12 protein-coding genes are annotated in these 13,600 nt (G+C 62.4%); 8 read left to right on the forward strand and 4 right to left on the reverse strand.

Going from position 1 to position 13,600, the window contains the following annotated elements; genetic code table 11:
• Positions 1-38 precede the first annotated feature (38 nt).
• The 6 genes from E0H22_RS11485 (at position 39) to E0H22_RS11510 (ending at position 7,056) form a co-directional block, all read left to right on the forward strand.
• Positions 39-1,208 carry an acetyl-CoA acetyltransferase gene (locus E0H22_RS11485; RefSeq protein ID WP_233025765.1) on the forward strand — a complete coding sequence of 390 codons (1,170 nt, stop codon included), beginning with the start codon at positions 39-41 and terminating at the stop codon, positions 1,206-1,208.
• Positions 1,209-1,223: 15 nt separating this feature from the next.
• Positions 1,224-2,756 (forward strand): class I adenylate-forming enzyme family protein, encoded by a 1,533-nt coding sequence (locus E0H22_RS11490; protein ID WP_233025766.1) that lies wholly within the window; start codon positions 1,224-1,226, stop codon positions 2,754-2,756.
• 240 nt (positions 2,757-2,996) lie between these two features.
• On the forward strand, positions 2,997-4,184 hold the full coding sequence (locus tag E0H22_RS11495) for a CaiB/BaiF CoA transferase family protein (protein ID WP_233026302.1): 1,188 nt from the start codon (positions 2,997-2,999) through the stop codon (positions 4,182-4,184).
• Positions 4,185-4,202: 18 nt separating this feature from the next.
• Positions 4,203-5,369, forward strand: a complete 1,167-nt coding sequence (locus tag E0H22_RS11500; RefSeq protein ID WP_233025767.1) for an acyl-CoA dehydrogenase family protein — start codon at positions 4,203-4,205, stop codon at positions 5,367-5,369.
• Between the two features lie 188 nt (positions 5,370-5,557).
• A complete protein-coding gene (locus E0H22_RS11505; protein ID WP_233025768.1) occupies positions 5,558-6,691 on the forward strand; it encodes a thiolase family protein in 1,134 nt (377 codons plus the stop codon).
• The gene (locus E0H22_RS11510; RefSeq protein WP_233025769.1) at positions 6,691-7,056 is read left to right on the forward strand and encodes a Zn-ribbon domain-containing OB-fold protein; all 366 of its coding nucleotides are present in this window, start codon (positions 6,691-6,693) and stop codon (positions 7,054-7,056) included. The genes E0H22_RS11505 and E0H22_RS11510 overlap by 1 nt, the downstream gene beginning before the upstream one ends.
• Before the next feature lie 135 nt (positions 7,057-7,191).
• On the opposite strand, the gene E0H22_RS11515 is transcribed toward E0H22_RS11510, so the two are convergent.
• Positions 7,192-8,055, reverse strand: coding sequence for a LysR substrate-binding domain-containing protein (locus tag E0H22_RS11515; RefSeq protein ID WP_233025770.1), 864 nt, complete (start codon positions 8,053-8,055; stop codon positions 7,192-7,194).
• Positions 8,056-8,154: 99 nt separating this feature from the next.
• Here E0H22_RS11515 and E0H22_RS11520 point away from each other — a divergent pair, with 99 nt between their 5' ends.
• On the forward strand, positions 8,155-9,171 hold the full coding sequence (locus tag E0H22_RS11520; protein WP_233025771.1) for a bile acid:sodium symporter family protein: 1,017 nt from the start codon (positions 8,155-8,157) through the stop codon (positions 9,169-9,171).
• A gap of 97 nt (positions 9,172-9,268) precedes the next feature.
• Here the strand turns inward: E0H22_RS11520 and E0H22_RS11525 are convergent, their stop codons facing one another.
• Complete coding sequence (locus E0H22_RS11525; protein WP_233025772.1) at positions 9,269-10,396, reverse strand: S-(hydroxymethyl)glutathione dehydrogenase/class III alcohol dehydrogenase; 1,128 nt, start codon at positions 10,394-10,396, stop codon at positions 9,269-9,271.
• Between the two features lie 108 nt (positions 10,397-10,504).
• Here E0H22_RS11525 and E0H22_RS11530 point away from each other — a divergent pair, with 108 nt between their 5' ends.
• Positions 10,505-11,380 (forward strand): DMT family transporter, encoded by an 876-nt coding sequence (locus tag E0H22_RS11530; RefSeq protein ID WP_233025773.1) that lies wholly within the window; start codon positions 10,505-10,507, stop codon positions 11,378-11,380.
• Positions 11,381-11,564: 184 nt separating this feature from the next.
• Here E0H22_RS11530 and E0H22_RS11535 read toward each other — a convergent pair whose 3' ends face one another.
• Together E0H22_RS11535 and E0H22_RS11540 are read right to left on the reverse strand one after the other, a co-directional pair.
• A complete protein-coding gene (locus E0H22_RS11535; protein ID WP_233025774.1) occupies positions 11,565-11,948 on the reverse strand; it encodes a hypothetical protein in 384 nt (127 codons plus the stop codon).
• A 75-nt stretch (positions 11,949-12,023) separates the two neighbouring features.
• Positions 12,024-13,481: a cryptochrome/photolyase family protein gene (locus tag E0H22_RS11540; RefSeq protein ID WP_233025775.1), complete on the reverse strand. Its 1,458-nt coding sequence runs from the start codon at positions 13,479-13,481 to the stop codon at positions 12,024-12,026.
• Positions 13,482-13,600: the final 119 nt, after the last annotated feature.

A 13,600-nucleotide genomic window follows, 5' to 3' on the forward strand; every position in this document is an offset into this window, starting at 1 on the left:
TCTATCGCAACTGCGAGATCGAAACCGGGAGAGAATCCATGACTGCCAGCATCGTAGGCTGGGCGCATATGCCCTTCGGAAAATTCGACGCCGAGACCGTGGAGAGCATGGTGGTGCGCGTTGCCACGGACGCGATGGCCGATGCCGGCATCTCGGCATCCGATGTCGATGAAATCGTGCTCGGTCATTTCAATGCTGGCTTCTCGCCGCAGGACTTTACCGCCTCGCTGGTGCTGCAGGCGGATCCGGCGCTGCGCTTCAAGCCCGCCACCCGCGTCGAGAATGCCTGCGCCACCGGTTCCGCCGCCGTGCATCAGGGCATCAAGTCGATCGCCGCCGGCACCGCGAAGATCGTGCTGGTGGTCGGCGTCGAGCAGATGACGAAGACGCCGGGGCCCGAGATCGGCAAGAACCTGCTGCGCGCTTCATACCTCCCGGAAGACGGCGAGACACCGGCAGGCTTTGCCGGCGTGTTCGGCGGCATCGCGCAAAAATACTTCCAGAAATACGGCGACCAGTCCGACGCGCTGGCGATGATCGCTGCCAAGAACCACGCCAATGGCGTCCACAATCCGTATGCGCAGATGCGCAAGGACTTTGGCTTCGAATTCTGCCGTTCCGAGAGCGACAAGAACCCGTTCGTCGCCGGGCCCCTGAAGCGCACCGACTGCTCGCTGGTGTCGGACGGCGCCGCGGCGCTGGTGCTGACCGATGCAGAGACGGCGAAGACCATGGGCAAGGCGGTGAATATCAAGGCCACCGGCCATGCGCAGGACTTCCTGCCGATGTCCAAGCGCGACATCCTCGCATTCGAGGGGTGCACCGTGGCGTGGCAGAAGGCGCTGAAGGCGGCCGGCGTCGAACTCGGCGATCTCTCGTTCGTCGAGACCCATGACTGCTTCACCGTCGCCGAACTGATCGAATATGAAGCCATGGGCCTGACGCCGCGCGGGCAGGGCGCACGCGCCATCAAGGAAGGCTGGACCCAGAAGGACGGCAAGTTGCCGGTCAATCCGTCCGGCGGCCTCAAGGCCAAGGGCCATCCGATCGGCGCCACCGGCGTCTCCATGCATGTGCTGAGCGCCATGCAACTGCTGGATCAGGCGCCCGAGGGGATGCAGATCAAGAACGCAAAACTCGCCGGCATCTTCAATATGGGCGGTGCCGCGGTGGCGAATTACGTCTCGATCCTCGAGCCCGCGAAGTAACGCGGGCTCGCCGGGATGAATGTCGCACAATGGTTGGCGGCGTCGGCGCGTCTGCATCCGCAGGCGCCGGCGCTGCTGAGGGGGACCGCCGTCGAGGCCGACTACGCCACATTCGCGCGCCGCGCTGCGGCGATCGGCGCGGGGCTTGCGCGCGACTACGACATCGAGCCCGGCGATCGTGTCGTGCTGTTCGCCTCGAACTGCACGCAATATCTCGAATGCCTCTATGCGGTGTGGTGGATCGGTGGCGTCGTCATCCCCATCAATGCCAAGCTGCATGGCCGCGAGGCGGCATGGATATCGGACAATGCCGGGGCGCGGCTCGCGATTGTCGATGACGATGGTCACGATGCGCTCGTCGCGGTGCAAGAAGACCTGCCGACATCAATGCAGATGTTGTCGGTGGAGAGCGAAACGTTTCGCGAACTGCAGCATGGCGAGCCGACCTCGATGGCGCCTCTTGCGCGTGAGGATAACGATCTTGCCTGGCTGTTCTACACATCGGGCACCACAGGCCGGCCGAAGGGCGTGATGCTGAGCCATGGCAATCTCGTCGCCATGTCCATGTGCTATCTCGCCGATGTCGACCCCGTGCATCAGAAGGATGCCATCCTCTATGCTGCGCCGATCTCGCACGGCGCCGGGCTCTACAATTTCATCCATGTCCGCATGGCCGCACGTCATGTCGTGCCGGAAAGCCAGGGCTTCGAGCCCGATGAAGTTCTGGTTATTGGCCGTGCGCTCGGCGATGTCGCGATGTTCGCTGCGCCAACCATGGTGCGCCGCCTCGTCGATGCCGCCAAGAAGCGTGGCGAGAGCGGCGACGGCATCCGCACCATCGTCTATGGCGGCGGGCCGATGTATCTCGCGGATATCCGCGATGCCATCGCGGTCATGGGGCAGCGCTTCGTGCAGATTTACGGTCAAGGCGAGTCGCCCATGACCATCACCTCTCTGTCGCGCGCGTTTCATGCGGATGTGGATCATCCGCGCTATCTCGAACGGCTGGCCTCGGTGGGACCGGCGCAGAGCGTGATGTCGGTGCGGATTACTGGCGCCGATGGTCAGCCGCTGCCGGTGGGTGAGACCGGCGAGGTCGAGGCCAAGGGGCCGGCGGTGATGCTGGGCTACTGGAATAACGACAAGGCCAATGCCGAGACGCTCCAGGACGGCTGGCTGCGCACCGGCGATGTCGGTCGGCTCGATGAGGACGGCTTCCTCACGCTGTCTGACCGCTCCAAGGACGTGATCATCTCCGGCGGAACCAACATCTATCCGCGCGAGGTGGAGGAAGCGCTGCTGACGCATCCCGCCGTGCGGGAAGTGTCGGCCATTGGCGTTGCCGAGCCGGACTGGGGCGAGATCGTTGTGGCCTGCGTGGTGCTGAACGATGGCGCCACGGCCGACGATGCCGCGCTCGACGCGCATTGCCTCGCCCATATCGCGCGCTTCAAGCGCCCGAAGCGCTATGTTTATCTGGATGCGCTGCCGAAGAACAATTACGGCAAGGTGCTGAAGACCGCATTGCGGGAGATGATGCGGAAGTAGGATGGGTAGAGCGGAGGCGCATGGCGCCGGAGCGAAACCCATCAACCGGCGGTCGTGAGGATGATGGGTTTCGCTGCGCTCTACCCATCCTACAGGTCCGTGGCGCCATCCCACGCATAAGGCTCCGCGCCCAGCGCCCTTGCGCCTGCAAAGCCGCTGCCGCTAAGACGAAGGCAATCACACGCTTTTCGGGAGCAAACAGCTTTGGCGGGACCACTTCACGGGATCAAGATCATCGACATGACCTCGGTGATGATGGGGCCTTACTGCACCCAGACGCTGGGCGACTATGGCGCCGATGTCATCAAGGTGGAGTCCCCCGATGGCGACGTGGTCCGCGCGATCGGACCGATGCGCAATCCCGGCATGGGGCCGATTTTTCTCAACACCAACCGCAACAAGCGCTGCGTCTGTATCGACCTCAAAAAGGAAGAGGGCCGCGAGGCGCTCCTGAAGCTGGTCGCGAGTGCCGACGTGCTGGTCTACAATGTCCGTCCGGCGGCAATGGTCCGGCTCAATCTCGGCTACGACGTGGTGTCGAAGATCAATCCACGCCTGATCTATGCCGGCGTGTTCGGTTTCAGCCAGGCTGGTCCCTATGCCGCCAAACCCGCTTACGACGATCTGATCCAGGGCGCCACCGCGCTGGCGGCGCTGAATGCGCGGATCAGCCCCGATGGCGTGCCGCGTTATGTGCCGAACGCACTGGTCGATCGCATCGTCGGCCTCAATGCGCTCGGCGCCATCCTTGCCAGCGTCATCCATCGCGACAAGACCGGCGAGGGACAGCGCGTCGACATCCCGATGTTCGAAACCATGGCGGGCTTCATGATGGGCGACCATATGGGCGGCCTCACTTACGATCCGCCGCTCGACAAGGGGGGCTATGGACGCCATCTGTCGCCGGATCGCCGGCCGTATCAGACCTCCGACGGCTATATCTGCGCTATGGTCTATAACGACAAGCAGTGGAAGAGTTTTCTCAAGCATGTCGGCCGCGAGGAGCTGTTCGACGACCCACGCTTCGCGACCTTCCCGCAACGCATCCAGCATATCGACACGGTGAATGCCGAGCTGTCGCGGATTTTCAAGACCAGGACCACGGCGGAATGGGCAAAACTGCTCGACGAGGCCGATGTGCCATCGACGCCAATGCATACGCTGGAAAGCATGATGCAAGATCCGCATATGGTGGCGACAGACTTCTTCCAACAGGTCGAGCATCCGACCGAAGGCGCGGTGCGCAACATGAAGGTTGCCGCCACCTGGTCGAAAACGCCGGTCGATCTGTCACGTCTCGCCTCGCATCTCGGCGAGCAGAATGCCGAAGTGCTGGCCGAGGTTGGCTACACCGCGGAGCAAATCGAGAAACTGCACAAGGACGGCGTGCTGAAGCAGGCGGCCATCCCCGATACGTCGGAGCTCTGACGCAAGGATTTCTAAGATATGGATTTCGCCCTCAATGAGAACCAAGAATCCATCCGCGATACGATCGAGAAGATCTGTTCGCGCTTCGACGATGCCTATTGGCTGAAGAAGGACAAAGAGGGCGGTTTCCCCATCGAATTCCACAAGGCGATAGCGGACGCCGGCTACCTCGGCATCTGCATTCCCGAGGAATATGGCGGCTCAGGATTGGGGATCACCGATGCCGCGATCATGATGCGGGCAATCTCGGAATCCGGAGCCGGCATGTCGGGCGCATCAGCCGTGCATATGAATGTGTTCGGGCTCAATCCGGTGGTGGTGTTCGGCACGCCGGAACAATGTCAGCGCATGCTGCCGCCGATCGTCGAAGGCAAGGAGAAATCCTGCTTCGCGGTGACCGAGCCGAATACCGGCCTCAACACCACCCAGCTCAAGACCCGCGCCGTCCGCAAGGGCGATCGGTATATCGTCAACGGCCAGAAGGTCTGGATTTCCACCGCACAGGTCGCCGAAAAGATTCTGCTGCTGGCGCGTACCACGCCGCTGGAAGAGGCGAAGAGCCCGACCCATGGGCTCAGTCTCTTTTATACGGATTTTGATCGCTCGAAGATCACAGTGCATGAGATCGAGAAGCTCGGCCGCAAGTGCGTTGATTCCAACGAGCTGTTCTTCGCTGATTTCGAAATCCCGGTGGAGGACCGCATCGGCGAGGAAGGCCGTGGCTTCGAATATATCCTGCACGGAATGAACCCTGAGCGCATCCTGATCGCGGCGGAAGCAGTCGGGCTCGGCAAAGTCGCGTTGAAGCGGGCGGCTGGCTATGCCAAGGAGCGAAACGTCTTCAATCGCCCGATCGGCCAGAACCAGGCGATCCAGCATCCGTTGGCGAAGAACTGGATGGAGCTGGAAGCGGCGTGGCTGATGGTGCTGTCGGCCGGCTGGCAATACGACAACAACATGTCCTGTGGTCCTGCGGCGAATTCGGCGAAATATCTCGCGGCCGAGGCGGGCTATCATGCCTGCGAGCAGGCAATCATGACCCATGGCGGGTTCGGTTATGCGAAGGAATATCATGTCGAGCGTTATCTGCGGGAGTCGCTGATCCCGCGCATCGCTCCGGTGAGCCGCGAGCTGATTTTGAGCTTTATCGCCGAGAAGGCGCTTGGGTTGCCGAAGTCGTATTGATGAGAGCAAGGCCGACGCGACAGCGCTCGGTTCACCTCTCCCCACCTGGGAGAGGTCGCCGCGTCTTCGCGGCGGGAGAGGGAGCCACAAACTCTTGCAGAGCGTGTGGCTCCCCCTCTCCCTAATCCTCCCCCCGGTGGGGGGAGAGGACTTACAGCGTGCGCGGCATCGATGGAGAGCCTTTCAACATGAGCTACATCACAGGCGTGGGCCTTCTCCCTTATGGCAAGCACGAAGGCTCATCGACCATCGATCTGATGAGCCGCGCCGCCGAGCTCGCACTCGCCGACGCCGGTCTCAAGCGGGAGGATATCGACGGCTTCCTGTGCGGCTACTCCACCACCATGCCGCACATCATGCTGGCCACCGTGTTTGCCGAACATTTCGGCATCACGCCGTCCTACGCTCATGCGATCCAGGTCGGCGGCGCCACCGGCATGGCGATGGCGATGCTGGCGCATCAACTCGTCGAGGGCGGTGTCGCCAGACATGTGCTGGTGGTCGGCGGCGAGAACCGGCTCACCGGCCAGAGCCGCGATGCCTCGATCCAGGCGCTGGCGCAGGTCGGCCATCCCACCTATGAGGTGCCGCTCGGCCCGACCATCCCAGCCTATTACGGCCTCGTCGCCAACCGCTACATGCACGAATATGGCGTGACGCAGGAAGACCTCGCCGAATTCGCCGTGCTGATGCGCCAGCATGCGCTGACACATCCCGGCGCGCAGTTTCATGAACCGATCACCGTCGCCGATGTGATGGCCTCGAAGACCATTGCGACGCCGCTGAAACTGCTCGACTGCTGCCCGGTCTCCGATGGTGGTGCGGCGTTCATCGTCAGCTATGAGCCGACCAGCGAGGCAAAGATCAAAGTGCGCGGTGCGGCGCAGGCGCATACGCATCAGCATATCACGGCGGCGCCGCCGCTTTCGGGGCTCGGTGCCGAAATCGCTATCGATCGCGCGAAGAAAGCGACCGGTATGGCGATTTCGGACGTCCGCTACGCCGCGATCTATGACAGCTTCACCATCACGCTGGCGATGCTGCTCGAGGATCTCGGCCTTGCCGGTCGCGGCGAGGCGGCAGCCAGGGTGCGATCAGGCCATTTCAGCCAGCATGGCGCGATGCCGCTCAACACCCATGGCGGGTTGCTCTCTTACGGTCATTGCGGCGTCGGCGGCGCCATGGCGCATCTGGTCGAAACGCATCTGCAGATGACGGGCAGGGCCGAAAACCGTCAGGTCAAGGATGCCTCCGTCGCGCTGCTGCATGGCGATGGCGGCGTGTTGTCTTCCCATGTCTCGATGTTCCTGGAGCGCGTGTGATGAGCCAGCTCAAGCCCGCCGCCGACTGGACTACCGGCACGGAAGCCATCAGCTTCCAGTCCTGCCGCGCCTGCAATGCGATCCAGTATTTCCGCCGCAGCTTTTGCGCTGCCTGTGGCTCGTCCGAGCTCGACGATAAAACATCGAGTGGCGAGGGTACGGTCTATGCGACGTCACTTGTTCTCCGCGCGGGCACGCCGGAAGCGCGCGAGCATGTACCCTACAACATCGTGCTGATCGACACCGCGGAGGGCTTTCGCATGATGGCTCACGGCGCCAACGATCTCGTCATTGGCGACAAGGTGAAGGCGAACTATCGCCAGTTTACTGGCCGCCTCGTGCCATTCTTCGAAAAGTCTTTGTGAGCCAAAAGCGAGGGAACATAGGGTGGGTTGAGCGTAGCGAACCCCCTGCTGTCCGTAGCTCGCGGCAAACTCTGCCGACGGGTTATCGCTCTGGCGCTGCGCGTCTGCGCGATAACCCATCCTACGATTGCCAGCCTAGCTCTGGCGATCGCGGGGGCCGGCCCAATTCATGATGGTCGCAGCAAGTGCTTCGACCGCCGGGGGTGGGTGATCCGGCGTGATCACCGCGAACTGGATGCCGGGCAATTTCGGCAGACCTTCGCGCGATGACAGGATCGTCAGCCCCGGCGGCATCAGGCGTACCGAATGCGGCAACAGGCCGATGCCGGCCCGCGCCGCAGCGCTCAGGCCGGAGACATTGGCACTGGTGAAGGCGATGCGCCACCGTCGCCCTGCTGCTTCCAGCGTTTCCAGCACGCTGACGCGCGTAATGCTCGGCGGCGGATAGAGGATCAACGGCAGCGGGCTGTCGGGATCGAACCGAAATTCGGGATGTGCCATCCATTCGATCGGTTCTTTCCACGCGATCCTGCCACGGCCATCGCCGTCGCGTCGCTTCACCAGCGCGAGATCAAGCCGGCCCGCATCGAAAGCCACGCGCAGATCCTCGCTCAATCCCGAATGCAGCTCGATATCGAGCTCCGGATGCCGGCGCGCGAAGGCGGCGAGCACGTTCGGCAAGGCCGACAGCACGAAATCTTCCGAGGCGCCGAAGCGCAGTCGGCCGCGCAACGGCGCAGCCGAAAGGTACTGCTGCAGATGGGCATAACGTTCCAGGATCGAGCGCGCGTGATCGAGCAGGATGTCGCCGTCCGGCGTCAGACCGACGCGGTGCGTGCTGCGGTCGAACAGGCGGCGGCCAGTCTGCTCCTCGAGGCGACGGATGTGCTGGCTGACGGTCGATTGCTGCAGGCCGAGGATACGAGCCGCGCCGGTAAAGCTGCCGGCATCCGCGACGGCCACGAAGCTTTGCAGGAGATCGACGGGGACATGATCCATGGTCATTACAATATATGATGATTGATATCATTGTTATGGGGATTTTGCATCAAGACAGGGGAACTTAGATCTGGGCCAATCAAACAAGGGCCGACCGTTATGACTTCCGCTGCACCCCATCGTTTCAAGCTGCCGATCGACCAGTTCCTGCTTTGGCTGATGGCAGCGGTGGCTTTGGCTGCCGTTTTGCCCGCGCGCGGCGAGGCCGCGGTGCATGTCGATCATGTCGTTACTGCGGCGGTGGCGACCCTGTTTCTGCTTTACGGCGCGCGTCTGTCGCCGACTGCGGTGAAGGAGGGGCTGCTGCACTGGCGCCTGCAGTCGATGGTGTTCGCCAGTACCTATCTGTTGTTTCCACTCGTTGGCGTCGCAACGAGCCTGGCGCTGCGTCCCTATCTGCCGGCCGACCTCGTGACCGGTCTTCTCTTTATGTGTCTTCTGCCTTCGACTGTGCAGTCCTCGATCGCCTTCACCTCCATCGCACGCGGTAATGTGCCGGCAGCCCTCTGCAGCGCATCGGTGTCCAACCTGCTTGGTGTCGCGCTCACGCCGATCCTGGTGTCGCTGTTGCTCTCATCGGCCGGGGGAGGGTTCTCGCTGGTGGCGTTCGAGGAGATCGCGGCGCAGATCATCGCGCCTTTTGTCGTCGGCCAGCTGATCCGCCCGTGGGTCGGAGCTTGGCTGCTGCGTCATGCACGTCTCACCTCGGCGGTGGATCGCGGCTCCGTGCTGCTTATCGTTTACGCCGCTTTCAGTGCCGGCATGGTCGAAGGAATCTGGGGCCAGCTTTCGGTCGGCACGCTCGCAGCGGTTCTTGCCGTCGATCTCGCCGTGTTGGCGCTGGTGATCGTCACCACCATGCTCGCCAGCCGCGGAATGGGCTTCTCGACAGCGGACGAGATCGCCATCGTGTTCTGCGGCTCGAAGAAAAGCATGGCCAGCGGCATTCCAATGGCCGCGATCCTGTTTCCGGGCCACGCTCTCGGCCTGATCGTGCTGCCGATCATGCTGTTTCACCAGGCGCAATTGTTCGTCTGCGCGATCCTGGCGCGGCGCTATGCCAGGCGCCGGGATGAAGACGGTATCGAGGGCGAGACCGCGGTGATGTCGACCTAACATGTAGGGTGGGTAAAGCGCAGCGTGCCCACCCTCTTCGTCTCGGCAGGTGAAGGTGGGCACGGCGCAAGAGCGCCTTTGCCCACCCTACAAGACGTCAGAACGTCACCACGCCGCGGATCGACTCGCCGGACTTCATCAGATCGAAACCCTTATTGATGTCGCTGAGCGGCATCACATGGGTGATCATCGGGTCGATCTGGATCTTGCCCTGCATGTACCAGTCGACGATTTTCGGCACGTCGGTGCGACCGCGTGCGCCGCCGAAGGCGGTGCCCTTCCACACACGTCCCGTCACCAGCTGGAACGGCCGCGTCGCGATCTCGGCGCCGGCCGGCGCCACGCCGATGACGATCGACTGGCCCCAGCCGCGGTGGCAGGATTCCAGCGCTTGGCGCATCACGGTGACATTGCCGGTGCAGTCGAAGGTGTAGTCGGCGCCGCCGATCTGATCGTCCTTCGTCTTGGTCATGTCGACGAGGTGAGGGACCAGATCCTTGCCGAGTTCCTTCGGGTTGACGAAGTGGGTCATGCCGAAGCGTTCGCCCCAGGCCTTGCGGTCATTGTTGATGTCGACGCCGATGATCATGTCGGCGCCGGCGAGGCGCAGTCCCTGCAGCACATTGAGGCCGATGCCGCCGAGGCCGAACACGATCGCCTTGGCGCCTTGCTCCACCTTGGCGGTGTTGAAGACAGCGCCGACACCGGTGGTGACGCCGCAGCCGATGTAGCAGACCTTGTCGAACGGCGCGTCCTCGCGGATCTTCGCCACCGCGATCTCAGGCAGCACGGTGTAGTTGGCGAAGGTCGAGGTGCCCATATAGTGATGCACCGGCTTGCCCTCGAGCGAGAAGCGCGAGGTGCCATCGGGCATCAGGCCCTGGCCCTGCGTCGAGCGGATCGCCGTGCAGAGATTGGTTTTCCGCGACAGACAGGACGGGCACTGGCGGCATTCCGGCGTGTAGAGCGGGATCACATGGTCGCCCTTCTTCACCGAGGTGACGCCACGGCCGACATCGACCACGACACCTGCACCTTCATGGCCGAGGATGGCCGGGAAGAGGCCTTCCGGATCGGCACCCGACAGCGTGAATTCGTCGGTATGGCAGATGCCGGTCGCCTTGATCTCCACCAGCACCTCGCCATCGCGTGGGCCATCGAGTTGAACGGTGGTGATCTCCAGCGGCTTGCCGGCGGCAATGGCAACAGCGGCGCGAACATCCATGGTGAATTCCTCAGTTGATCAGGGGGTATGCAAGGTTGTGATCGCGGGCGGGCAGGTCCGCGCAATCAGCCATTGCCGCTTAGCACATGATGGGGCACTGAGCAGCCCATGAATAAAGAGACAAATGCCCTCATCGCCTCCGCTACGCCGGTGCTGTTCGTGCTGCTCTGGTGCACCGGTTTCATCGGCACCAAATATGTGCTGAACGGTGCGGAGCCGCTGACCTATCTCACCGTGCGGATGATCGTCGCCGCCGGCATCATGGGTTTCATCGTTGCGCTGACGCGACCGGCATGGCCGGATCGCGCCGGTATCGTGCACAACATCGTTGCCGGCTTGCTGATCCAGGGGCTCTATCTCGCCGGCACGGTGCTGGCGATTGCGCATCAGGTGCCGGTCGGCCTGTCGGCGGTCATCCCGGGATTGCAGCCGATCCTGACATCGATTCTCGCCAGTCGGTTTCTGGGGGAACGCGTGACACCGCTGCAGTGGTGCGGCCTCGTGCTCGGCCTTGGCGGCGTGCTACTGGTGCTGCATGGCCGTCCAATGTCCGGCAATGCCGGTTGGGGGTGGGCGGCGTCGGGTCTTTCGCTGGTCACCATCACCATCGGCACGCTCTATCAGAAGCGCTTCTGCAGCGGCACCGACTGGCGGGTGGGGAGCTTCATCCAGCAATTCGCTGCCATGGTGATGCTCGGCATCGGCGCGTTTCTGTTCGAGACGCGTGTGATCCACTGGACCACGGAATTCGTCCTGTCGGTGGCTTGGCTGGCAGTGGTGCTGTCGATCGGCACCGTGGGATTGCTGTACTGGCTGCTGCGCCGTCAGGCGTCGAGCCAGGTGGCGAGCCTGTTCTATCTGGTGCCGGCGGTGACGGCCCTGATGGCCTTCATCCTGTTCGGCGAGAAGCTGGATGCTGTAGCGATCGTCGGTATGATCGCCTGCGGCGCTGCGGTGCTGCTGGTCAATCGCGCGAAGGCGTAGGGCGTTCTACCGTAGACGGATGAGCGAAGCGTCATTCGCCTACCGAGCTCATGTGACGAAGGACGGCGGATTACGCCTTCGGCTCATCCGCCCTACGGCACAGCATTACAGCTCAGAATATCCCCGGACATGAAAAAGCCTCCGGACTTGGACCCGGAGGCTTTCACATCTGCGAGGAAGAAGCTTACTTCTTCTTGGCAGCCTTCTTGGCCTTCTTGGCCTTCTTCGGAGCAGCCTTCTTGGCCTTCTTCGGAGCGGCCTTCTTGGCAGCCTTCTTCACGGTCTTCTTGGCGGCCTTCTTCACGGTCTTCTTGGCAGCCTTCTTCACGGTCTTCTTAGCAGCTTTCTTAGCCATTGGTGGTCTCGCTTTCTTGGTTGTCTTCTTTGAAGATGTCTTCGCAGAAGCTTTCTTGGTGGACTTCTTCCTGGCCGGAGTCGCTTTCTTTGCGGCTTTCTTCGCGGCCTTGGTAACTGTCTCGGCCACCGAGGTGGCCGCTTCTTTGGTCGCACCGGCGGCGCTGCTCAGCGCATCCGTCACTTGTTCGATGATCGGAGTGTCGTCAGTCATAGCATCCCCCAGCGGTTCTCGACTTTCTTACGTTAGTCCGATTCGGCGGCGTGTTGAAGTGCATGCACTACACAGTCAACCGCTGCGTATCGTTTTATACGCTTTTAATGCGCGATCGCGACCTTCCTTGTGGTCGATGATAGGCATCGGATAGTCGATCCCGAGTTTGATACCTGCGTCCTCCAGCTCCATCGGTGTGGCCGTCCACGGTTGATGAACGAGTTTTGCTGACAAGTTGTTAAGCTCCGGAACCCATCGGCGGACGTAGTTGCCGTCCGGATCGAACTTCTCACCCTGCAGGATCGGATTGAAGACGCGGAAGTACGGCGCTGCATCGGCGCCGGAGCCGGCAACCCATTGCCAGTTGGCGGGGTTACTGCCGCTATCAGCGTCGACGAGCGTATCCCAGAACCAAGCTTCGCCCTCTCTCCAGTCGATCAGGAGATGCTTCACGAGGAAGGATGCGACCACCATACGTACGCGATTGTGCATCGTGCCGGTGTGCCATAGCTCGCGCATGCCTGCATCGACGACGGGATAACCCGTCAATCCGCGTTGCCACGCCTTCAGTGCCTTGCGATCGGCCTTCCACGGGAAGTCGTCGAACGACTCCTGCAGATTGCGCGCGGCAAGATCGGGGATGTCGAACAGCAGATGCCGGCTGAACTCGCGCCAGCCAAGTTCGCTCAAGAACTTGCCGACATCGCTCGCGAGCTCAGGCTGTTGGTCTGCGGTGAACTGTGCGGCGTGCCAGACTTGCCTGGGACTGATCTCGCCGAAGCGCAAATGTGGCGACAGGCGTGACGTCCCGGCACGGTCGGGGCGATCGCGATCGTTGCAGTAGCCCCGAATGTCCCTGAGGAAACGCTTGAGATGCTTCTGCGCCGTGGCTTCGCCGGGCGTCCAGTTCTCACGCAGGCCATCTGCCCAGTCTGGTTTCGTGGGCTCCAGTTGCCAGTCCTCAAGCTTGTCGCTTTTTACCTTTGGGGCGGCGATGAGCAGCTTCGGCGCGGGGACAGGCTTGGCCGGGCCACCCATCGCGAGGATGCGTTTGAAGAAGGGTGTGAAGACGCGCAAGCCACGTCCGTCCTTGTTGCGAATGGTGCTTGGGTGCGTCAGCAGGTCGCCGGGGAAGCTCTCGGTGCCGATATCGAGATCGGCGAGCGCCTCGGTCACCCCATCGGCGATTGTGAGATGCGGTGCCTGTGCGATCTCGTTCCAATACACGTGGCTGGCGTTGATCTCACGGGCGAGGGCAGGGATCACGTCTATCGCAGCGCCCTGGCGGAGGACAAGCGTGCCACCAATCGCCTCCAACCGTGCGGACAGCGCGCGTAGCGACTGCGCCAGCCACCAGCGCGTCGCGCCGCCCATTGGCCGCGCCCGTGGCGGTTTGATCTGCGTGCTGTGCTCGTCGAGCAAATAGAGACAGAGCACCGGCGTGCCTGATCGCGCGGCGGCGTGGAGCGCGGGGTGATCCGAGAGGCGGAGATCGTCGCGAAACCAGACAATGATAGGGGATTGATCGGTCATGATGCCGATCTAACACGGATCACGTGAGATCGATCCAGTTCGGTGTATCCGCAAGCTTGCACGGACTGATGCGTGTCTGTTCGTATCGACAGCCCAAAGGGCCGAAGGGTGATGTCAAG

Origin of the sequence: Rhodopseudomonas boonkerdii (assembly GCF_021184025.1) — a bacterium.
Taxonomy (GTDB): Bacteria; Pseudomonadota; Alphaproteobacteria; order Rhizobiales; family Xanthobacteraceae; genus Tardiphaga; species Tardiphaga boonkerdii.

What these genes read in the sequence shown, in the direction of transcription:
- E0H22_RS11485 (WP_233025765.1), top strand. Translation starts at nt 39, where the DNA reads ATGACTGCCAGCATCGTAGGCTGGGCGCATATGCCCTTCGGAAAATTC.
- E0H22_RS11510 (WP_233025769.1), top strand. Translation starts at nt 6,691, where the DNA reads ATGAGCCAGCTCAAGCCCGCCGCCGACTGGACTACCGGCACGGAAGCC.
- E0H22_RS11490 (WP_233025766.1), top strand. Translation starts at nt 1,224, where the DNA reads ATGAATGTCGCACAATGGTTGGCGGCGTCGGCGCGTCTGCATCCGCAG.
- E0H22_RS11540 (WP_233025775.1), bottom strand. Translation starts at nt 13,481, where the DNA reads ATGACCGATCAATCCCCTATCATTGTCTGGTTTCGCGACGATCTCCGC.
- E0H22_RS11500 (WP_233025767.1), top strand. Translation starts at nt 4,203, where the DNA reads ATGGATTTCGCCCTCAATGAGAACCAAGAATCCATCCGCGATACGATC.
- E0H22_RS11520 (WP_233025771.1), top strand. Translation starts at nt 8,155, where the DNA reads ATGACTTCCGCTGCACCCCATCGTTTCAAGCTGCCGATCGACCAGTTC.
- E0H22_RS11525 (WP_233025772.1), bottom strand. Translation starts at nt 10,396, where the DNA reads ATGGATGTTCGCGCCGCTGTTGCCATTGCCGCCGGCAAGCCGCTGGAG.
- E0H22_RS11535 (WP_233025774.1), bottom strand. Translation starts at nt 11,948, where the DNA reads ATGACTGACGACACTCCGATCATCGAACAAGTGACGGATGCGCTGAGC.
- E0H22_RS11515 (WP_233025770.1), bottom strand. Translation starts at nt 8,055, where the DNA reads ATGGATCATGTCCCCGTCGATCTCCTGCAAAGCTTCGTGGCCGTCGCG.
- E0H22_RS11530 (WP_233025773.1), top strand. Translation starts at nt 10,505, where the DNA reads ATGAATAAAGAGACAAATGCCCTCATCGCCTCCGCTACGCCGGTGCTG.
- E0H22_RS11495 (WP_233026302.1), top strand. Translation starts at nt 2,997, where the DNA reads ATGACCTCGGTGATGATGGGGCCTTACTGCACCCAGACGCTGGGCGAC.
- E0H22_RS11505 (WP_233025768.1), top strand. Translation starts at nt 5,558, where the DNA reads ATGAGCTACATCACAGGCGTGGGCCTTCTCCCTTATGGCAAGCACGAA.